Source organism: Bradyrhizobium sp. Pa8 (assembly GCF_052588265.1).
Map to the genome: position 1 here is coordinate 5,191,644 of NZ_CP176767.1, position 19,392 is coordinate 5,211,035.

The 19,392-nt window shown below is 66.1% G+C and carries 18 protein-coding genes and 1 pseudogene; 9 read left to right on the plus strand and 10 right to left on the minus strand.

Going from position 1 to position 19,392, the window contains the following annotated elements:
* Positions 1-14: 14 nt before the first annotated feature.
* The 4 genes from ACKWRH_RS24100 to ACKWRH_RS24115 all read right to left on the minus strand — a co-directional run bounded on the left by ACKWRH_RS24100 (position 15) and on the right by ACKWRH_RS24115 (position 4,759).
* On the minus strand, positions 15-2,108 hold the full coding sequence (locus ACKWRH_RS24100; RefSeq protein WP_445215548.1) for a methyl-accepting chemotaxis protein: 2,094 nt from the start codon (positions 2,106-2,108) through the stop codon (positions 15-17).
* A 138-nt stretch (positions 2,109-2,246) separates the two neighbouring features.
* Positions 2,247-3,458, minus strand: a complete 1,212-nt coding sequence (locus ACKWRH_RS24105; RefSeq protein ID WP_445215549.1) for an MFS transporter — start codon at positions 3,456-3,458, stop codon at positions 2,247-2,249.
* Positions 3,458-4,309 (minus strand): 3-deoxy-8-phosphooctulonate synthase, encoded by an 852-nt coding sequence (gene kdsA, locus ACKWRH_RS24110; protein WP_445215550.1) that lies wholly within the window; start codon positions 4,307-4,309, stop codon positions 3,458-3,460. The genes ACKWRH_RS24105 and kdsA overlap by 1 nt, the downstream gene beginning before the upstream one ends.
* A gap of 123 nt (positions 4,310-4,432) precedes the next feature.
* The gene (locus ACKWRH_RS24115) at positions 4,433-4,759 is read right to left on the minus strand and encodes an NIPSNAP family protein (protein ID WP_445215551.1); all 327 of its coding nucleotides are present in this window, start codon (positions 4,757-4,759) and stop codon (positions 4,433-4,435) included.
* A gap of 184 nt (positions 4,760-4,943) precedes the next feature.
* Between ACKWRH_RS24115 and ACKWRH_RS24120 the strand changes: the two genes are divergently transcribed.
* The 3 genes from ACKWRH_RS24120 to ACKWRH_RS24130 all read left to right on the plus strand — a co-directional run bounded on the left by ACKWRH_RS24120 (position 4,944) and on the right by ACKWRH_RS24130 (position 7,769).
* Positions 4,944-5,618 (plus strand): response regulator transcription factor, encoded by a 675-nt coding sequence (locus ACKWRH_RS24120; protein WP_445215552.1) that lies wholly within the window; start codon positions 4,944-4,946, stop codon positions 5,616-5,618.
* Entirely contained in the window at positions 5,615-6,991 is a 1,377-nt protein-coding gene (locus ACKWRH_RS24125; protein WP_445215553.1) for a sensor histidine kinase, read from the plus strand. Before ACKWRH_RS24120 ends, ACKWRH_RS24125 begins: the two co-directional genes overlap by 4 nt.
* A 109-nt stretch (positions 6,992-7,100) precedes the next feature.
* Positions 7,101-7,769: a class I SAM-dependent methyltransferase gene (locus ACKWRH_RS24130; protein ID WP_445215554.1), complete on the plus strand. Its 669-nt coding sequence runs from the start codon at positions 7,101-7,103 to the stop codon at positions 7,767-7,769.
* Positions 7,770-8,017: 248 nt separating this feature from the next.
* Here the strand turns inward: ACKWRH_RS24130 and ACKWRH_RS24135 are convergent.
* From ACKWRH_RS24135 to tpiA, 4 genes and pseudogenes are all read right to left on the minus strand, one after another.
* Positions 8,018-8,152 (minus strand): annotated as a pseudogene (locus ACKWRH_RS24135) (ClpX C4-type zinc finger protein); the annotation flags it as partial.
* 80 nt (positions 8,153-8,232) lie between these two features.
* Positions 8,233-9,864 carry a CTP synthase gene (locus ACKWRH_RS24140; RefSeq protein WP_445215555.1) on the minus strand — a complete coding sequence of 544 codons (1,632 nt, stop codon included), beginning with the start codon at positions 9,862-9,864 and terminating at the stop codon, positions 8,233-8,235.
* A gap of 166 nt (positions 9,865-10,030) precedes the next feature.
* A complete protein-coding gene (gene secG, locus ACKWRH_RS24145) occupies positions 10,031-10,417 on the minus strand; it encodes a preprotein translocase subunit SecG (protein ID WP_014494986.1) in 387 nt (128 codons plus the stop codon).
* A 140-nt stretch (positions 10,418-10,557) separates the two neighbouring features.
* Complete coding sequence (tpiA, locus tag ACKWRH_RS24150) at positions 10,558-11,313, minus strand: triose-phosphate isomerase (RefSeq protein WP_445215556.1); 756 nt, start codon at positions 11,311-11,313, stop codon at positions 10,558-10,560.
* A 222-nt stretch (positions 11,314-11,535) separates the two neighbouring features.
* Here tpiA and ACKWRH_RS24155 point away from each other — a divergent pair, with 222 nt between their 5' ends.
* The 4 genes from ACKWRH_RS24155 to moaC are packed head-to-tail and all read left to right on the plus strand — an operon-like array spanning position 11,536 to position 15,811.
* Positions 11,536-13,434 carry a SurA N-terminal domain-containing protein gene (locus ACKWRH_RS24155; RefSeq protein WP_445215557.1) on the plus strand — a complete coding sequence of 633 codons (1,899 nt, stop codon included), beginning with the start codon at positions 11,536-11,538 and terminating at the stop codon, positions 13,432-13,434.
* Positions 13,435-13,448: 14 nt separating this feature from the next.
* Entirely contained in the window at positions 13,449-14,462 is a 1,014-nt protein-coding gene (gene trpD / locus ACKWRH_RS24160; RefSeq protein ID WP_445215558.1) for an anthranilate phosphoribosyltransferase, read from the plus strand.
* A 7-nt stretch (positions 14,463-14,469) separates the two neighbouring features.
* Positions 14,470-15,291, plus strand: coding sequence for an indole-3-glycerol phosphate synthase TrpC (trpC, locus tag ACKWRH_RS24165; protein WP_445215559.1), 822 nt, complete (start codon positions 14,470-14,472; stop codon positions 15,289-15,291).
* A gap of 1 nt (position 15,292) precedes the next feature.
* On the plus strand, positions 15,293-15,811 hold the full coding sequence (moaC, locus tag ACKWRH_RS24170; protein ID WP_135213790.1) for a cyclic pyranopterin monophosphate synthase MoaC: 519 nt from the start codon (positions 15,293-15,295) through the stop codon (positions 15,809-15,811).
* A 12-nt stretch (positions 15,812-15,823) separates the two neighbouring features.
* Here the strand turns inward: moaC and ACKWRH_RS24175 are convergent, their stop codons facing one another.
* A complete protein-coding gene (locus tag ACKWRH_RS24175) occupies positions 15,824-16,417 on the minus strand; it encodes a CGNR zinc finger domain-containing protein (RefSeq protein ID WP_445215560.1) in 594 nt (197 codons plus the stop codon).
* A 140-nt stretch (positions 16,418-16,557) separates the two neighbouring features.
* Between ACKWRH_RS24175 and ACKWRH_RS24180 the strand changes: the two genes are divergently transcribed.
* Positions 16,558-17,979, plus strand: a complete 1,422-nt coding sequence (locus ACKWRH_RS24180) for an amidase (RefSeq protein WP_445215561.1) — start codon at positions 16,558-16,560, stop codon at positions 17,977-17,979.
* On the plus strand, positions 17,976-19,232 hold the full coding sequence (locus ACKWRH_RS24185; RefSeq protein ID WP_445215562.1) for an MFS transporter: 1,257 nt from the start codon (positions 17,976-17,978) through the stop codon (positions 19,230-19,232). Before ACKWRH_RS24180 ends, ACKWRH_RS24185 begins: the two co-directional genes overlap by 4 nt.
* Here the strand turns inward: ACKWRH_RS24185 and ACKWRH_RS24190 are convergent.
* Positions 19,213-19,377, minus strand: coding sequence for a Flp family type IVb pilin (locus ACKWRH_RS24190; protein ID WP_028149628.1), 165 nt, complete (start codon positions 19,375-19,377; stop codon positions 19,213-19,215). The two genes, ACKWRH_RS24185 and ACKWRH_RS24190, sit on opposite strands and share 20 nt — an antisense overlap.
* Positions 19,378-19,392: the final 15 nt, after the last annotated feature.

Consider the following 19,392-nt stretch of genomic DNA (forward strand, 5'->3'; position numbering starts at 1 on the left):
GCGCGCGGCAGCCATTACGCCACCGCCCTCACCTTGCTGATGAAGCCGTCGACCTCCGACGTCAGCGAGGTCGACTGGCTCGACAGGTTGGCGGCGGCCTTCAACACGCCGGACGCGGCGCGGCCGGTCTCGTTCGCCGCTGACGACACGGTTGCGATATTGCGGGTAACGGTCGATGTCGCTTCCGCCGTGTGCTGCACGGTGTTTGCGATCTCGGCGGTGGCCTTGTTCTGCTCCTCGATGGCGGCGGCGATGACGCGGTTGATGCTCGAGACCTCTTCGATGGTCTTGACGATGCCGTCGATCGCCGAGACCGCCTTTTGCGTCGCCCCCTGGATCTCCGTGATCTGGGCGCTGATCTCTTCGGTCGCCTTCGCCGTCTGGGAGGCCAGGTTCTTCACCTCGCTCGCCACCACCGCAAAACCCCTGCCGGACTCGCCGGCTCGGGCTGCCTCGATCGTCGCGTTCAGCGCCAGCAGGTTGGTCTGGCCGGCGATCGAGGTGATGAGGCCGATGACCTCGCCGATGCGATCCGCGCCGTCGGCAAGCGCGCGCATGGTGCTGTCGGTTTCCTTGACGGTGACGACCGCCTGCTCGGTGGCGCGCGCCGCCTGCTCGACTTGGCGGTTGATCTCGCGGATCGAGGCGTTGAGCTCCTCGGCTGCGGCCGCCACGGTCTGCACGCCGCCGCCGACCTGGTCGGCCAAGGTCGAGGCCGAGCCGGCCTGGGTCTGGGCCTCGGCCGCCGTGCCCGACATCGAGCGTGCGGTCGTCTCCAGCTCGCCCGAGGCGCTCGACAGCGTCTGTACCATCTGGCCGATGCGGCTCTCGAATTGCCGCACGAGGCCGGACAATTCGGATGCACGCTTCTCCTTGTCGGCGCGCTCGGCGGCCTGGTCGCCGGACAGGCGCTCGGCGTTGATCATGGCTTCCTTGAACACCTGGAGCGCCGCGGCCATACGGCCGATCTCGTCATTGCGGTCGAGGCCCGGCACCTCGCCAGCGAAATCATGCGCCGCGAAACGGGTCATGACACCGGTGATCGCGGTCAGCGGCCGGGTGACGCGGTTGCGCATCAGCATCAGCCCGCCGATCGTCAGCGCCAGCGAGGCCGGCACCAGCAGGCCGAACAGGATCAGGCTGAAGCGGGCGCGCGAGGCGCCCTCTTCGGCCCGCGAGATCATGTTGGCGAGCGCAGTTTGCGTGACGATGACGACATTGTTGGCGCCGACAAGCTGACGATCGCGGTAGTCGATGCCTGCGACGCCGGCGGGCTCGCCGGCGAGCAGCTTGGTCGCAATGGCATTGCGCTCGTCGCTGAGCGCGCCGGAGATTTCCGGCTCGGCGTTACGGATCGCCTGCAACAGCTCGGGCGAGGCCACATTCGGGCTGAGATCGCGCACGACCACCCAGGACTGCTGGATGCGGCCGCGCAGATCGGCGAAGGTTACGCCATCGGCGGCGGTCCAGGTCTTGTTGGCGAGTATCGAGGAGAACTGGATCAGAATGGTCTGGCCGGCATTGGCGCGGGCCTGCCAGGAGGCCTGCTTGGCAATCAGGAGGCGATCGACCACGGGATCGATCAGCGTCATCGCGTTGTCGACATGGGCGGTGACGTCGCCGATCGCGTCCATATAGGCGTCGCTGATCTTGGCCCAGCTCGGTTGCAGGTTCGCGTCGCGAGCCGCCTTCTCCTGCTTCAGGGCAGCGACCGCGCGCGGCCGCAACTCCTCGAGCTGAGCCCAGATGCCGCGGAGCTTGTCGAGCCTTTCGGCAAGACCGGGCGCTTCAGCGGAGCCGAGGCTCTGCAAGGCCTGCGCGTAATTCTTCTGCACCGTGGCTCGCTGCTCGGCGAGGCTGTTCATGACGCTGTCGGGCGCGGGGGCAGCCGACGCCAGATAGCTCAGCGTGTCACCGCGCTCCAGGCGGAAAATCACGAGCGTATTGGTCAGGTCGCGGCTGGCCACCGCGAGCGAGACGATGCGGTTGCTGTCCGAGTAGCGGGTGACCGCGAGCTTCAGCGCATAGGCACAGATGACGACGAGAACGAGACCGAGAGACCCAACCACCGCCCCGAGGATGCGGGCGACCGAACGCTGCTTTTGCATCGACTGATCCATATTGCCGCCAAGACGCGGTTCGCGGGCAATCTACGGAGCGAACGATGAGATTTGATTTAAGATTGAACGGCTTTGGCTACCAATCTCTTCCGGGAAAATACGGAAGCCGGTAGTTCGATACTCCCCTCAGACCCGTGCGTCCGAGGGTGCCCGCTGCTTGAGCAGCCGGGCGCAGACGAAACCCAGCACCACCATGATCGCGGCGCTCGCGAGCAGGGTCGGGACCTTGCCACCGTGCTGGAGGCCAAGGCCATAGGCGATCGGGCCAACGGTCTGCCCCATGAAGAAGAAGAACGAATGCAGCGACATCGCCGTTGCCCGCGCCCCGATCGACAGCTCGCTGGCGAACACCTGCAGGCAGCCGTGGATCATGTAGAAGCCCCAGCCCATCGCCAGCATGCTGGCGAATTGCAGCTTCCATCCGGGACCGAAGGCGAGCACGCCGAGCTGCAGTCCGACGAGGCCAGCGCCCGCAATCATCATGCCCCTGACGCCGAGCCACGGCAGGAAGCGTGAGACCGTGAAAGTGTAGAACAGTCCGCCGATCGCAAAGCCCGCGATCACGATGCCCGCGATCGACGGCGACTTCTCGCCGAGATCGAACAGCAGCGCGGCGATGAACGGAAACAGGCCGAATACGCAGCAGCCCTCGACGAAGACCGCCGAGTAGCAGTAGCGCGTGTTGGGGTTGGCGAAGATGGTCCGGTAGCCCTGCCGCAAGGCCTTCAGATCGGTCTTCGGCGGCGCCGTCAGCGCGGCGCTGCGAAAGCCCGCGGCCACCGCAACCGCCGCGATCAGGCCGAGCGCGCCGAGCATCATGAGCACCCCGCGCCAGCCGATGAGTTCACCGATGATGCCGGAGGCGGTCGCGCCGAGCAGATTGCCGGTCATCGAACCCGCAAGCGTGCGGCCGATCGCGACCTGCCGCTTGGCGGGTGCAACGAGGTCGGCGGTCAGGCCGAGAGCGACCGGAAACACGCCACCGGAGGCGATACCGGCGAGGATGCGGCTCGCGAACAGGCCCGAGAAGGTGGTCGCGACCGCGCCAAGAATGCAGGAGACGCCAAGCAGCGCCAGGCACAATGTCATCAACCGCGCCTTGCCGAACAGATCGGCAGCCGCTCCGATCACCGGCTGAACCAGCGCGTAGATCAAGGCGTAGCCGGCCGCGATGCTGGCGGCCGTCGTGATGCTGATCGAAAAATCCTCGGCGACATGCGGCAGGACGGGATCGAGCGCACGCGTGGACAACGCCGCCGAGAAGCTCGCGAGCGCGATGATATTGATCGCCGGCGGAAACTTCTGGTCGGACGACGGCCCGGTCGCAGGCTGGGACATCAGCGCGTTGTGCTTTTCGTCACCGCGTCGAATGCCATCAGCGTGCGGATCAGCCCTTCGAACTCGCGCAGCGGCACCATGTTGGGCCCGTCCGAGGGCGCGCGATCAGGGTCGGGATGGGTCTCGATGAAGACGCCGGCGACGCCGACCGCGACGGCTGCACGGGCCAGCACCGGCACGAACTCACGCTCGCCGCCCGAGGACGTCCCCTTCCCGCCCGGCTGCTGCACTGAATGGGTGGCGTCGAAGATCACGGGCGCGCCGGTGGTGCGCGCCAGGATCGGCAGCGCGCGCATGTCGGAGACCAGCGTGTTGTAGCCGAACGAGGCGCCGCGCTCGGTGACGAGCACATTGGGATTGTTCGCGGTCGTGATCTTGGTCACGACATTCGCCATGTCCCAGGGCGCGAGGAATTGCCCCTTCTTGACGTTGACGACCTTGCCCGTCGCGGCGGCGGCCAGCAGCAGATCGGTCTGCCGGCACAGGAAGGCCGGGATCTGGAGGATGTCCACGGCTTGCGCCACCTCGGCGCACTGCGCAGCGTCATGCACGTCGGTCAGGACCGGCAAGCCGAGGGAGGCGCGGATCTCGGCGAAGATCGGCAGCGACTGTGCGAGCCCGAGACCGCGCGCTGCCGACGCGCTGGTGCGGTTGGCCTTGTCGAACGAGGTCTTGTAGACGAGCCCGACCTTCAGCCGCGCGGCGATCTCCTTCAGCGCGGAGGCCACCTCCAGCGCATGCTGGCGGCTTTCGAGCTGGCACGGCCCGGCAATGATCGAGATCGGCAGATCATTGCCGAACTTGACCGTGCCAATGGTGACGACCGGCGCTGCTGAATTCGAAGAGCTCAAGGCAAATTCCCTCGTTTCGCCGCGACCATAGCGGCGATGAGGGGCGGATCAACCCCATTCGGCCCGGGCTGTCAGAATATCAGGGTTGCGCCGGGGTTTCCGGCGCGCGCCGCGCGGGAGCCGCTACTTGACCGACGAGAAGGCGGTCGGCGTCAGGATCTGGCTGACGATGTTGCCGACGATCTGGCCGTCCGCTTCGCTCTCGGCGCGCGCCTTCATCCAGTCCGGATCGGTCATGAACTTGCCCCACTTCGCCTCGCGGTCAGCAAGCGACTCCCAAGCGAGGAAATAGGTCAGCTCCTGGTTGGATTCACCGATCAGCGTGGTGAAGAAGCCGGCCTGCTTGATGCCGTGCTTCTCCCAGAGCTTCAGCGTGACCGTCTCGAACCGCTTCAAGAGCGCCGGCAGGCGGCCGGGCACGCAACGGTAGATGCGCATTTCATAGATCATTCTTGTTCCTCCCTGATGACGTCGGGGGTTATAACGGCTGACCGTAACGATGTCTTCGGCCCTGCCCGATACCGCCCGCGGCGTCTGGCGCATGGCTTGCCGGCCCCGATCGCACCCGGTTCCCGTAATGCTGCCGCAATGATACTGCCGCTACAACGCCTCGGTTGAGGCTCAGGTGCGGATCATGCGGATTTTGCTCGTCGAGGATGAAGCGGAGATGGCCGGAGCGCTGGCCTCGGCGCTCAAGCGGTACGACATGATCGTCGATCACGTGCCAACGCTTGCCGAAGCCGAAGAGGCCATTTCCGCCGACGTGCACGCCGCCGTGCTGCTCGATCGCCAGCTGCCCGACGGCGACGGTCTTGCCCTGATTCCGAAACTGAGAGCGCGCGCCGACGGTGTGCCGATCATCGTGTTGACGGCGCGCGGCGAGCTCGCCGATCGCGTCGCCGGGCTCGACAGCGGGGCGGATGACTATCTGGCAAAACCATTCGCGGTGGAGGAATTGCTGGCACGCCTGCGCGCGGTGTTGCGCCGGCCCGCCGGGCTTCAGCCCGACATCATCCGCGCCGGCCGCCTCGCCTTCGACTTCGGCCATCGCGAGGCGACCGTCGACGGGGCTCCGCTCGAACTACCGCGGCGGGAGCTCCTTGTGCTCGAAGCCCTGGTCCGCCGTATGGGCCGGACCGTGCTGCGATCGGCGCTGGAGGAAGCGGTCTACAGTTTCGACGACGAGATCCAGTCCAACGCACTCGATACGCATGTCTCGCGGCTGCGCCGCAAGCTTGCCGAAGCCGACGCGCGCGTGGAGATCCACGGCATCCGCGGCGTCGGCTATCTCCTGAAGAAACTGCCGTGAGCAGGCACGCCGACCCGTATTGCCTGCGCTCTCGGCTGAGCTGGCGCCTGCTTTTGCTCCAGGCCGCGCTGTTGGTCGCTTTGGTCGTCGTCATCCTCGGCGCGCTGTGCGCTACGGGCTTCGTGCTGGTCCAACGGGACGAAGATCGCGTGATCGACGTCGTGCAGAGCGCGCTCGCGCGCGACGCGGCGGGCGGCCTGACGCTGCGGCCGACGGCTGAGCTGAAAGCGTTGCGCGAGGAGACCCCCGACCTCTGGTTGCTGGTTCGCGACAGGCAGGGCCATTCGCTCAGTGAAGGCTCCGTGCCGGTTGAATTCGCCGGGATCGGCGGCGCCCTCGACCAGATCAGCCAGGCACGGCTCGGCTGGCAGCTGTTCGAGGACGATCCACGCAAGCCGGCGGCGCGGTTGAAACGCATCGACACGGCCGCTGGCAACGTGCAGGTCATCACGGCGACGCAGGGGAAGCTCAGCGGCGCCAAGGCGGTGTTCACGACGTCGCTCGTGTTGCTGGGCATTGCGCTCCCCGGCCTGCTGTTGATGGGGACCGCGACGTTCATCGCGACGCCGATGGTCGTGCAGCGTGCTTTAAGAGGATTGGACGCGACGGCAGACCAGGCCCGGCGGATCGATATCCATCAGCGCGGCGCGCGGCTGTCGGTGGAGCAAATTCCGCTTGAGGTCGTGCCGCTCGTGGCCGCGGTCAATGACGCTCTCGCGCGGCTTGATCAGGGTTACGCCCGCCACAAGCGCTTCGTTGCCGATGCCGCGCACGAGCTGCGTACGCCGATCGCGATCCTGAACACGCGGCTGGAGTCATTGCCGTCGGGACCGGACAAGACCCGCCTGATCGAGGATGCGGCGCGGCTCGCGACGCTTGCCGAGCAATTGCTGGATATCCAGCGGCTCGACCGTTGCGGGCATCCATTCGTGCCGGTCGACCTGGTCTCCGTCGCGCAAGGCGTTGCCGCCGACCTCGCACCGCTGGCGATTGCGGCGGGCTATGAGCTGTCCTTCGACGCACCGGAGGCGCGGATCGAGGTACTCGGCGACGCGGCCGCGCTCGAACGCGCGCTGACCAACCTCGTGCAGAATGCCATCCAGCACGGCCCACGCCGCGGCACGATCGTCATTCGCGTCAGCCGCCCCGCCAGCATCGAAGTCACCGACGAGGGCGCGGGCATTCCGGCCGATCAGCGCGAGCTGATCTTCGAGCCGTTCTACCGGCTTACGCCGCTCGATCGCGGCGCGGGCCTCGGCCTCAACATGGTGCACGAGATCATGCTCCTGCATGGCGGTCACGTTTCGGTCCTGGACGGACCGAACGGCGGTGCGTGCTTCAGGATGACGCTGCCACCCCTGCAACAGGGCTGATTCAATTCGTCTCCGCGTCTCAAGCGCAATGCTGTCGCAATGCGCTCAGGCGACTCTTCGACCGCCTCACCCCTGATTTGCGAGGCGCAATCGAAATGCCGGAGTGCACATGCCCAACGATTTCCTCTCGTTCTTCCTGTCCTGGATGTCGGCCCCGCGGCGGGTCGGCGCGATCGCGCCATCGGGAGCGGCGCTCGCCGATCTCATCACGCGCGAGATCACCGCGTCGACCGGCCCGATCCTCGAGCTCGGCCCCGGCACCGGCGCGTTCACTTACAAGCTGCTCAAGCGCGGCGTGCGCCAGGAAGACCTCACGCTCATCGAATACGGCTCCGACTTCATGAAGCTGCTTCAAATTCGCTTTCCCGGAGCGCGGGTCTTATGGATGGATGCGGGGCGGCTGACGACGGAGCACCTCTATGACGGGGCACCTGTTGGTGCGGTCGTGAGCGGCCTGCCACTGCTGAACATGTCGACGCGCAAGGTCGTCTCGATCGTCGGCGGCGCATTCAGCTATGTCCGCCCCGGCGGCGCCTTCTACCAGTTCACCTACGGCATGAGCTGTCCGATCCCGCGATCCGTGCTCGACCGGCTGGGGCTGCGCGCAACGCTGATGGATCGCGCCATCCTCAACGTGCCGCCCGCAGCAGTCTACAGGCTGACGCGACGCCCGCAGTATCGGCTGATCACGCGCAGCGCCCAGCTGGCAGCCGCTTCAAGCGTGTTACCCATCATGAAAGAGCGTCGGGCGAGCGAGGACAGCACCGCACCTGCATGATCTGACGGAAAGCCGCGCGCTTACGAAAACCTTTGCCAAGCGGCCTGCCGCGAGACGCCGAGCCTTTGCCCGATCGCTTCCCAGGTCACACTGCGCGCGCGCAACGCGTCAACATGGCCGTTGAGGAAGTTACCCGCGGTCTCGGCAACCGCCGCGGAGCGCGGCAGCAGCTTGAGCAAGTCCTCGTCAGAGTATGTGCTCCAGTCAGGGCTCAACACGGGGACCGGTTCACCACCGAGGTGCTTGTTACAAAGTCCGACGCATTCATCACAGATGAAAACCGAGGGCCCGGCAATCAACGCTTTGACGCTGTCGGAATCCTTGCCGCAGAAGGAGCAGAACAGCGACGGTGTCGGCTTGATGGTCGCGACTCCAGGTTCGATCGACACGCCAGCCTCCTCGTCAAGGAAGGCTTGACACTAGCCGAGCAACCAATCCTGTCAAGCCAAGCTTGACAGAGGGCTCACACCAACCGGCTCTGCACCATCGCCGCCTGAATGAATGAGGCGAACAGCGGATGCGGCTCGAAGGGGCGCGACTTCAGCTCGGGATGGAACTGGACGCCGATGAACCAAGGATGATCCTCGTACTCGACGATCTCCGGCAGCACGCCATCGGGTGAGAGGCCGGAGAATTTCAGCCCGTGCTGCTCGAGGCGGTCCTTGTAGGCGGTGTTGACCTCGTAGCGGTGACGATGGCGCTCGGAAATCTCGGTCGCGCCGCCATAGACCTGCGAGACGCGGCTGCCGCGGTTGAGCGCCGCGGGATAGGCGCCCAGACGCATCGTGCCGCCGAGATCGCCCGCCTTGGAGCGCTTCTCGAGCTCGTTGCCGCGCAGCCATTCGGTCATCAGGCCGACCAGCGGCTCCTTGGTCGGGCCGAACTCGGTGGAGTTGGCGTCCTCGATGCCGACGAGGTTTCGCGCGGCCTCGATCACCGCCATCTGCATGCCGAAGCAGATGCCGAAATACGGCACGTCGCGCTCACGCGCGAACTGCGCCGCGCGGATCTTGCCTTCGGCGCCGCGCTGGCCGAAGCCGCCCGGCACCAGAATGCCGTTGACGTGTTCGAGGAACGGCGCGGGATCTTCCTTCTCGAAGATCTCGCTCTCGATCCAGTCGAGATTGACCTTCACCTTGTTGGCGATGCCGCCATGCGAGAGCGCCTCGATCAGCGACTTATACGCATCCTTCATGCCGGTATATTTGCCGACGATGGCGATGGTGACGTTGCCTTCGGGATTGCGGACGCGCTCGTTGATCTGCTGCCAGCTACGCAGCTCCGGCGGAATCCGCGAGCCGATGCCGAAGGCGGCGAGCACTTCGTCGTCCAGACCCGCGTTATGATAGGCCTCGGGCACGGCGTAGATGTTGTCGACGTCGCGCGCCTCGATCACGGCGCTTTCGCGCACGTTGCAGAACAGCCCCAGCTTGCGCCGCTCTTCCTTCGGGATCTCGCGGTCGGTGCGGCAGAGCAGGATGTCCGGCTGGATGCCGATCGAGCGCAGCTCCTTCACCGAGTGCTGCGTCGGCTTGGTCTTCAGCTCGCCCGCGCTCGGGATGTAAGGCAGCAGCGTCAGATGGATGTAGACGGCATGATCGCGCGGCAGCTCGTTCTTGAGCTGACGGATCGCCTCGAAGAAAGGCAGGCCCTCGATGTCGCCGACGGTGCCGCCGATCTCGACCAGCACGAAGTCGTAATCGTCATTGCCGGAGAGGACGAATTCCTTGATGGCATTGGTGACGTGCGGAACCACCTGGATGGTCGCGCCGAGATAATCGCCGCGACGCTCCTTGGAGATGATGTCCTGGTAGATGCGCCCGGTGGTGATGTTGTCCTGCTTGGTCGCAGGCCGGCCGGTGAAGCGCTCGTAGTGACCGAGATCGAGATCGGTCTCCGCGCCGTCATCGGTCACGAACACTTCGCCGTGCTGATACGGCGACATCGTTCCGGGATCGAGGTTGAGATAGGGGTCGAGCTTGCGGAGGCGGACCTTGTAGCCCCGGGCTTGCAACAGGGCACCCAGTGCCGCTGAAGCCAGACCCTTGCCGAGCGAAGAGACCACGCCGCCGGTGATGAATATGAACCGCGCCATGGGACTTAACCTCTAATCCCTCGAATACGATTCGCCAAAGCGATTCGTATTCCGCCCCAAATATTTTGCGGGCCTGTGGGTGAGCCAAAACTAAGAGTGGTGACAGAGCCTTGATGGGGATTTTTGATGCAGGACGGTAGAAGCCGCCCTGCATGGCCCCCCTGCTTTATTGCGAGCGCGGCACCTGCGGGCCGGCTGGCGCCTGGTTCTGCTGCTGTTCGTCGGCCTTCTTCAGCGAATCCAGGATGCCACCCGAGGTCGGCGGCGCGATCGGAGCGCCTCCGGCCGGCTGGGTCTGGGACGCCGGCGCGCCGATGATCGACGTAGGCGCACGGCTGTAGCCGGCATGCCACGACAGGAACAGGCTGGTGAGGAAGAAGCCCGCAGCCAGAATCGCGGTGGTCCGCGTCAAAAGGTTCGCGGTGCCGCGACTCGACATGAAGCCCGCGCCTCCGCCCATGCCGAGGCCGCCGCCTTCCGACTTCTGGAGCAGGACGGCGCCGATCATGACGGCGACGATCATGAGGTGAATGACGATGACAACGGTCTGCATAGTGTCCTTCCGTCACAAGCCGACAGCGCCGAGACGGCGGCCGATCGCGCTTCGCGGGTTTTCCTGAAGTTGCGCGGTGTTACACGATCGGAAGGGGCATTGCCACCCCCCGATCGGCCACGGCCGCGCTTTGAGATTAGCTAGGGGCAGCCCTTCGCAATCGCAAGGAAATCGGCCGCCTTCAGGCTGGCGCCGCCGACCAGCGCGCCGTTGACGTTTTTCACGGACATCAGCTCGGCCGCGTTCGACGGCTTGACCGAGCCGCCATAGAGGATGCGCATCCTGGCCCCGTCCGCGCTGAACCGGGAGGTCAGGAGTTCCCGGATAAAGCCATGAATCTGCTCGACATCCTGGGCCGTCGGGGTCAGGCCGGTGCCGATCGCCCAGACCGGTTCATAGGCCACGACCAGGTTGGCGGCGGTCGAGCCGTCCGGCAGCGAGCCGTCGAGCTGGCCGCGCAGGATGTCCAGGGTCTGGCCGGCATCGCGCTGCCCTTGCGTCTCACCGATGCAGACGATCGCGGTGATGCCGGCGCGCCAGGCGGCCTCGGCCTTCTGTCGGATCAGGGCATCGCCCTCGCCGTGGTCGGCGCGGCGCTCGGAATGGCCGACGATGATGGCGGTCGCACCGGCATCGGCCAGCATTTCGGCCGCGATATCGCCAGTATGGGCGCCGGAGGCCTTGGGGTGGCAATCCTGCGCCCCCACCGCGACCTTGTTGCCGCCCGCCTTGTCGGCGAAGGCCGCGATCAGGGTCGCCGGCGGGCAGACCAGCAAGTCGGCCTTGACGGCCACCTCTGCCGCCCCCTTGAGCATGGCGTCGAATTCGGCAGCCGAGCCCATGAGGCCGTTCATTTTCCAGTTGCCGGCGATCAGCGGTCGGATGGCGTCGGTCATGTCAATTTCCAGCAAAATGAGGTTTGTGCATGCGCTAGCAGAGCTATCGCGGCAGTTCCAGAGAGCTGAGGGCTTTAACCGCAACGTCGAGGGACCGCGCCGCCCGAGGTTGCGGGGGGAAAGCCGCCACTTTATGATGATTGATCAATTTGGTGACGCGCTTTTGCGGAATCTGCATTAAGACGCGCTCCCGTTCCCCTCCTGCCAAACAAGTTGGACCAAATGCTTCGAGGAATGCGCAAGGCCTCATCAAACTGGCTCGGCAAGACCATTATGGCCGTGGTGATGGGCGTGTTGATCATCAGTTTCGGCGTTTGGGGCATCGCCGACATCTTCAAAGGCTTCGGGCAGTCCACGGTGGCCAAGGTCGGCAGCACCGAGATTTCGTTGAACGAGTTCCGGCAGACCTATACCGACCGGCTGCAACAGATCAGCCGCCAGTTCGGCCGGCCGCTGACGCCTGACCAGGCGCGTGCCTTCGGCCTCGACCGCCAGGTGCTCCAGCAGACGATCGCGGAAGCGGCCCTCGACGAAGAAGCTCGCCGGCTCGGGCTCGGCCAGTCCGACGAGCAGATCCGCCAGGTCATCATGAACGACCCCAACTTCAAGGGCGTTGGCGGCAGCTTCGATCCGAACCGCTTCCAGGCCGTGATCCGCAATTTCGGCTATACCGAGCAGCGCTACGTCTCCGAGCAGCGCAAGGTGTCGCTGCGCCGGCAGATCACCGGCACGATCGGCGCCGGCCTCGAACCCCCGAAGGCCATGATCGACGTGCTGACGCGCTTCCAGAACGAGCAGCGCGCGATCGAATTCGTCAGGCTCGACGCCGCGCAGGCCGGCACCATCGACGCTCCCTCGCCCGAAGCCCTCGCCGCCTATTTCGAGGATCACAAGGTCCAGTTCCGCGCGCCCGAATATCGCAAGATTTCCTTCGTCGTGGTCTCGCCGGAAGAGATCGGCAAATGGAGCGAGGTCTCCGACGAGGACGCGAAGAAGGTGTTCGACCAGCGCAAGGACCGGCTCGGCACGCCGGAGAAGCGCCAGATCCATCAGATCGTATTCCCCAACGTCGCCGATGCGCAGGCCGCACGCGAGCGCCTCGCCGGCGGAATGTCGTTCGAGGACCTCGGCAAGGAGCGCGGGCTGAGCACCTCCGATGTCGACCTCGGGCTCGTGACCAAATCGTCACTCGACCCCGCGGTCGGCGATGTCGCCTTCGCGCTTCCCGCAGGCGAGATCAGCCAGCCGATCCAGGGCCGTCTCGGCACGTCCATCGTCAAGGTCGACAAGATCGAGCCGGGCAGTGAAGCGAACTACGCCAGCCTCGTCGGCGACATCAAGCGCGAGATTGCCACCGAGCGCGCTCGCGTCAAGGTCAACGATCTCCGCGACAAGATGGAAGACGAGCGCGGCGGCGGCGCCAGCGTGATCGATGCGGCGCAGAAGCTCGGCCTCACTGCCGTGACCATCGACGCCGTGGACCGCTCCGGCCGTGCCCCGAACGGCCAGCCCGTCACCAGCATCCCGCAGGGCCTCGACGTGGTGTCGCAGGCCTTCAACACCGATGTCGGCGTCGATAACGACGCGATCTCCTTCAAGGGCGGCTATGTCTGGTACGACGTGCTCGCCATCACGCCCTCGCGCGACCGCAATCTCGACGAGGTGCGCGACCAGGTCGAGGCGCGCTGGCGCCAGGACCAGATCGCCGCCAAGTTGAAGACCAAGGCGACCGAGATGGTGCAGAAGCTCGAACAGGGCGGCAAGCTCGCCGACGAGGCCGCCGCGATCAACGCCAAGGTCGAGACCGCCTCCGGCTTCAAGCGCGACGACTCGCCCGCCGGCGTGCCCGCCAACGTCGTTGCGGCCGCCTTCCGCACCGCCAAGGACGGGGTCGGCCAGACCGCCGTGAACGGCGGCAGCGAGGTGATCGTCTTCCGCGTCACCGACATCGTCGAACCCGCGGTCGACGCCGCATCCGACGCGGTGAAGAAGCTGAAGGACAGCCTCGACCGCGCGCTGACCGACGAGCAGGTCGCCTCCTACGTCAACAAGCTTGAAACCGACATCGGGACCACCATTAATCAGGCCGCCTTCGCGCAGGTGACCGGCGCGAACCAGTGAGTTGAAAGCACGCGATGGACGACCTGAAATCGATTATTGGAAAAGTGGCGACCGGCGCCAGCCTGTCGCGTGACGAAGCCGCTTCCGCTTTCGACGCCATGATGTCCGGCGAGGCCACGCCCTCGCAGATGGGTGGCCTCCTGATGGCGCTGCGGGTGCGCGGCGAGACCGTGGACGAAATCACCGGCGCGGTCTCGGCGATGCGCTCCAAGATGCTCACAGTCGACGCGCCCGCGGACGCCGTCGACATCGTCGGCACCGGTGGTGACGGCTCCGGCTCGGTCAACGTCTCGACCTGCGCGTCCTTCATCGTCTCGGGCACCGGCCTGCCGGTGGCCAAGCACGGCAACCGTGCGCTGTCGTCGCGCTCGGGCGCCGCCGACGTGCTGGCGTCGCTCGGCGTCAAGATCGACCTCAGGCCCGAGCAGGTCGGCCGCTGTGTGCGCGAATGCGGCATCGGCTTCATGTTCGCCCCTGCCCACCATCCGGCGATGAAGAACGTCGGCCCGACCCGGGTCGAGCTCGCGACACGCACGATCTTCAATCTGCTCGGCCCCTTGTCGAACCCGGCCGGCGTCAAGCGCCAGATGGTCGGCGTGTTCTCGCGGCAATGGGTGCAGCCGCTGGCGCAGGTGCTGAAAAACCTCGGCTCGGAATCCGCCTGGGTGGTGCATGGCTCCGACGGCCTCGACGAGATCACCCTCACCGGCCCGACCTTCGTCTCCGCGCTCCAGAATGGCGAGATCCGGAATTTCGAGGTGACGCCGGAGGACGCCGGCCTGCCGCGCTGCGATCCCGGTGCGCTCAGGGGCGGCGACGCCGACGCCAATGCGATCGCCTTGCAGAGCGTGCTCGACGGCAAGCCGAGTCCCTATCGTGACGTCGCCCTGATCAACGCCGCCGCCGCGCTGGTCGTGGCCGGCCGCGCCAAGGACCTCAAGGAGGGCGTTGCGATCGGTGCGAAGTCGCTCGACAGCGGCGCGGCGAGCGCGCGGCTGAAGCATCTGATCGCGGTCTCGAACGGCTGAGCCTGACATGTCGGACATCCTGACCAAGATCGAAGCTTACAAGCGCGAAGAGATCGCGGCCGCCAAGCGCGCGCTGCCGCTCTCGGAAGTCGAGGCCAAGGCCAAGGCGCAAGGAGCCCCACGCGGCTTCGTGCGCGCGATCAAGGCCAAGCACACCAGCGGCGACTACGCGCTGATTGCCGAGGTCAAGAAAGCCTCGCCATCGAAGGGGCTGATCCGCGCCGATTTCGATCCGCCGCTGCTCGCCAAGGCCTATGAGGCCGGCGGTGCGGCCTGCCTGTCGGTGCTGACCGACACGCCCTCGTTCCAGGGCCATCTCGACTTCATGGTGGCGGCGCGCGCGGCGACGTCGCTCCCGGTGCTGCGCAAGGATTTCATGTTCGACACCTATCAGGTGATTGAGGCGCGCGCGCATGGCGCCGACTGCATCCTGATCATCATGGCCGCGCTCGACGATGCCACCGCCAAGGATCTCGAGGACGCCGCCCTCGCCTACGGCATGGACGTGCTGATCGAAATCCACGACCGCGCCGAGCTCGACCGTGCGCTGAAGCTGCGTTCGCCGATGATCGGCGTCAACAACCGCAATTTGCGCACCTTCGAGACCACGCTCGCGACCAGCGAGACGCTGGCGCCGCTGATCCCAGCGGAACGGCTGATGGTCGGCGAGAGCGGCATCTTCACGCCCGCCGATCTCGCCCGGCTCGAACGCGTCGGCATGTCGACCTTCCTGGTCGGCGAGAGCCTGATGCGCCAGGCCGACGTGACCGCGGCCACCCGCACGCTGCTCGCGCGCGACAACGCGCCGCGCGCGACGGGTACGCGCTGACATGGCGCGCAAGCCCGCCAAGGCCAGGCAATCCAAAGCGAAGGCCGGCCCTGCCCTCACCCATATCGGCGCCTCCGGCGAGGCGCGGATGGTGGACGTGTCGGACAAGCCCGCGACCGAACGGCTCGCCGTCGCCGAAGGCCACGTCATCATGACCAAGGCGACGCTTGATCTCATCGTCTCGGGCAACGCCAAGAAAGGCGACGTGCTCGGCACCGCGCGCATCGCCGGCATCATGGCGGCCAAGCGCACCTCGGAGCTGATCCCGCTCTGTCATCCCCTCGCGCTGTCGAAGGTCACGGTCGACATCGAGCCCGACCCGAAACTGCCAGGCTGCCTTGTCCGCGCCAGCGTGAAGGTGACGGGCCCGACCGGCGTCGAGATGGAGGCACTCACGGCGGTGTCGGTCGCCTGCCTCACCATCTACGACATGATCAAGGCAGTCGAACGCGGCGTGCGCATCGAGGGCATCCACCTGGTCGAGAAGCTCGGCGGCAAGTCGGGCCACTACCGCGCCTGAGCGCCGCGTGATCTATTTCGCCTCGCGCTGCCGCTCGCGATAGGCGCGCGTCTTCATCCGGTTGCCGCACAGCGTCGACATGCACCACCGCCGTGTCGATGGTTTCGAGCGGTCGAAGAACACCCGGCGGCACTCCTCCGACGCGCACATCTTCAGCCGGTCCAGCGTTCCCACAAGCGTTGCGTCATGAAGCTCGATCGCGATGGCCGAGAGGCCTGCGAGCGCATCCTCTCGCGCTGCGGACAGCATCGCGCCGCGGCCTGCGCGCGCCGCCACCCGCAACGGAAACGGCGCGAGCGCCTCGTTGAGCGTGCCGAGAACGCTCTTGTTCCGGGGCCGCTCGGCGGGCTCGCATTGCAGATAGGCGCGCAAGGCGCCGCGCAGTCTTAGCGCGGTTTCAAACATCGCGGGCGTGACACGCCCGCCCTCGGCGCCAAGACCGCGTTCCCGCATCCAGTCCGCAAGTTCCTTCGGCCCGCCAAGCTCATCGCTCTCCGGATGCTCCACGCCGAAATGCGTGAAGTGGCGAACATCGAGCGTGTTGGCGAAATCGTAGACGTTCGCCAACGTGTCGGGAACCTGGAATTTGCGCGACTCTTTCGACATCGGAACACCAAAGATTTGAACACCAGTAAAACAGATTTACTGGTTGACAGCAAGCGACACCTGTATCCTAATTATACCGGTGTCGAATCCTTCGGGATCGAGCCACCCATTGCGATCACCAGAACGGAGAACCCGCGCCGATGGCTGATGCCTTGCACTATCTCGAACTCACCGCGCTCGCAGCACGCCTCAAGGCGCGCGACATCTCCGCGCTGGACGTGACGCGCGCGCAACTCGACCGTATCGACGCCATGGACCGGGATCTCGGCAGCTACGTTTACGTGATGGCGGAAACGGCAATCGCCGAGGCAAAGGCCGCGGACGCCGAAATCGCACAGGGCCGGTATCGGGGCGCGCTGCATGGCGTGCCGATTGCGCTCAAGGACCTGTTCTGGACCGAGGGCATTCCGACGGCGGCCGGCACCACGCTTCATCGCGACTTTCGTCCCCGCGAAGACGCAACCGTCGTTCGCCGGCTCAAGGACGCAGGCGCCGTGATACTCGGCAAGCTGCAACTCACCGAGGGCGCCTATTCCGATCACCATCCGTTGGTGACGCCGCCGAAGAATCCGTGGAATGCGAGTTACTGGCCGGGCATTTCGTCCAGTGGCTCGGCGGTCGCAACCGCTGCCGGGCTTTGCTTCGGCTCGCTCGGCTCCGACACCGGCGGCTCGGTCCGCTGGCCCTCTGCCGCCAACGGGCTGACCGGATTGAAGCCGAGCTGGGGTCGCGTCAGCCGCCACGGCGCGTTCGAGCTGGCCGCGACGCTCGACCATGTCGGACCGATCGGCCGCAGCGCGGCCGATGCGGGCGCGCTGCTCGGCGTCATTGCCGGGCATGACCCCAACGACCCGACCTCGGCGTTCAATCCGGTGCCCGACTATCTGGCCGCGGCCGCGGCCGCACAGGACGTGCGGGGCTTGCGGATCGGCGTCGACGCCGCCTGGAACAGCGACGACGTGGACGTCACGACACAGCACGTGCTGGCAGACGCCATCGATGCGTTCCGCGCGCTCGGCGCCGGCATTGTCAATGTCGGATTTCCCGATGTAACGCAGGCGATTGCCGACTGGACACCGAATTGTGCGGTGGAAGCTGCGGTCGCGCACGAGGCGACGTATCCTGCCCGCAAGAACGAGTATGGTCCGATGCTCGCCTCGCTGATCGAGGCCGGTCGCGCGCTCTCCGCTCTCGATTATCAGAAGATCCTGTTGCGGCGGCTGGCGCTACGCGGTCGCGTCACCGCGCTGTTCGAGACCATTGACCTGCTGCTGATCCCGGTACACCCGTTCCCGCCGGTGACGCTCGCCATGATCCAGACGCTCGGCGAGCAGCCGGATCTGATCGCGAAGCTGCAGCGCTACACCTGCCCGTTCGACATAACCGGTCATCCCACGATCACGCTACCAGGTGGTGCATCGGCAGACGGACTGCCGATCGCGTTCCAGCTCGTCGCCGCTCATCTCGACGAGGCCATGCTCGTGCGCGCCGGCGCGGCGTTCCAGCGGGCCACGTCCTGGCATCGTCGCCATCCTTCCCTCAGCACGCGGAGGCAGCATTGACCGTTCAATCCACGCTCGCTCAGCGCAGCATTTTCCATGGCTGGTTCGTCGTCGCGGCGGCGTTTGCCGTCATGTTCGTCGGCTTCGGCTCCGCCTACACGTTCAGCGCGTTTCTGGAGCCGCTCCAGCGCGATTTCGGCGCCTCGCGCGGTTCGATCTCGCTCGTGTTTTCGATTGCGGGCTTTCTGTACTTTGCGCTCGGGCTCGTCAGCGGTCCCCTCGCCGACCGGCTCGGCTCGCGTCCGCTGGCCGTCGCCGGCATGATCCTGATCGCGGTCGGACTTGCGGCCGCGAGCGCGGCACGTTCCCTTGTCGAGGTCTATCTCGCCTACGGGCTGGGCGTCGGCCTCGGCCTCGGCTGCGCCTATGTTCCCGCGATCGGCGCGGTGCAACGCTGGTTCGTCAAGCGCCGCGGCTTTGCCTCCGGGCTCGCGGTGAGCGGCATCGGGCTCGGTACGCTGGCGATGCCGCCGCTCGCCTCATTGTTGATCGCATCGGTGGGCTGGCGCGGCGCCTATCTGGTGCTGGGTGCGATCGCGCTGGTGCTGGGCGGCGGAGCGTCGCTGCTGATCGAGAACGATCCGAAGCACCGCGGCCTCGGACCCGACGGCGATCCGCCTCGCGAGGCCACGGGCGCAAGCAATGCCGGCGGCGCCTCGGTGCGCGAGGCCGTCCGGTCGACGCGGTTTGTCGCCCTCTACGTATCGTGTCTGGTCTGCTCGTTCGGCGCCTTCGTCCCGTTCGTCCATCTCGTGCCGTACGCGCGCGACCACGGGGTCGCGGCGTCCTCTGCGGTGCTCCTGCTTGGCGTGATCGGGGCCGGCAGCACCGCAGGCCGCTTCTTTCTCGGCGCGCTCGCCGACCGGATGGGCCGCGACCGCTCGCTCATCATGGTCCTGGTCGGAATGGCGTTCGCGATGGCGATCTGGGCCGTCGCCGCCGATGTCTGGACCCTCGCCGCTTTCGCCTTCGTCTACGGCGTGTTCTACGGCGGCTGGGTCGCGGTGCTGCCCGCTGTGGTCATGGACTATTTTGGCGGACGCAACGTCAGCGGAATCATCGGTATTCTCTACACCAGCGTAGCGTTCGGCACGCTGGTTGGCCCGAGTGCGGCCGGCTTCGCCTATGACGTCAACCACAGCTATACGTTGCCGATCCTGATCAGCGCCGCCGCGAACGTCGTCGCGGCGCTGATCGTGGCGGTGATATTGGCGCGCAGCGGAGCCCACGCGATCACCGCAGCGAAGAGCTGATCGACCCGAATTTGGCGTTGAGCTTGGAGCCCATGCCGTTCACGACGGAAATGATGGCCAGCGCGATGCCGGCGGCAATCAGGCCGTATTCGATCGCGGTCGCACCACGCTCGTCGGCGAGGAAGTTCTTCAAGGTGTTTGTCATCGTCGTGTCCTCTCT

Coding starts and splice junctions, on each gene's coding strand:
- ACKWRH_RS24100 (WP_445215548.1), bottom strand. CDS start 2,108: ATGCAAAAGCAGCGTTCGGTCGCCCGCATCCTCGGGGCGGTGGTTGGG.
- ACKWRH_RS24105 (WP_445215549.1), bottom strand. CDS start 3,458: ATGTCCCAGCCTGCGACCGGGCCGTCGTCCGACCAGAAGTTTCCGCCG.
- ACKWRH_RS24115 (WP_445215551.1), bottom strand. CDS start 4,759: ATGATCTATGAAATGCGCATCTACCGTTGCGTGCCCGGCCGCCTGCCG.
- ACKWRH_RS24120 (WP_445215552.1), top strand. CDS start 4,944: ATGCGGATTTTGCTCGTCGAGGATGAAGCGGAGATGGCCGGAGCGCTG.
- ACKWRH_RS24130 (WP_445215554.1), top strand. CDS start 7,101: ATGCCCAACGATTTCCTCTCGTTCTTCCTGTCCTGGATGTCGGCCCCG.
- ACKWRH_RS24140 (WP_445215555.1), bottom strand. CDS start 9,864: ATGGCGCGGTTCATATTCATCACCGGCGGCGTGGTCTCTTCGCTCGGC.
- secG (WP_014494986.1), bottom strand. CDS start 10,417: ATGCAGACCGTTGTCATCGTCATTCACCTCATGATCGTCGCCGTCATG.
- tpiA (WP_445215556.1), bottom strand. CDS start 11,313: ATGACCGACGCCATCCGACCGCTGATCGCCGGCAACTGGAAAATGAAC.
- ACKWRH_RS24155 (WP_445215557.1), top strand. CDS start 11,536: ATGCTTCGAGGAATGCGCAAGGCCTCATCAAACTGGCTCGGCAAGACC.
- trpD (WP_445215558.1), top strand. CDS start 13,449: ATGGACGACCTGAAATCGATTATTGGAAAAGTGGCGACCGGCGCCAGC.
- trpC (WP_445215559.1), top strand. CDS start 14,470: ATGTCGGACATCCTGACCAAGATCGAAGCTTACAAGCGCGAAGAGATC.
- moaC (WP_135213790.1), top strand. CDS start 15,293: ATGGCGCGCAAGCCCGCCAAGGCCAGGCAATCCAAAGCGAAGGCCGGC.
- ACKWRH_RS24175 (WP_445215560.1), bottom strand. CDS start 16,417: ATGTCGAAAGAGTCGCGCAAATTCCAGGTTCCCGACACGTTGGCGAAC.
- ACKWRH_RS24180 (WP_445215561.1), top strand. CDS start 16,558: ATGGCTGATGCCTTGCACTATCTCGAACTCACCGCGCTCGCAGCACGC.
- ACKWRH_RS24190 (WP_028149628.1), bottom strand. CDS start 19,377: ATGACAAACACCTTGAAGAACTTCCTCGCCGACGAGCGTGGTGCGACC.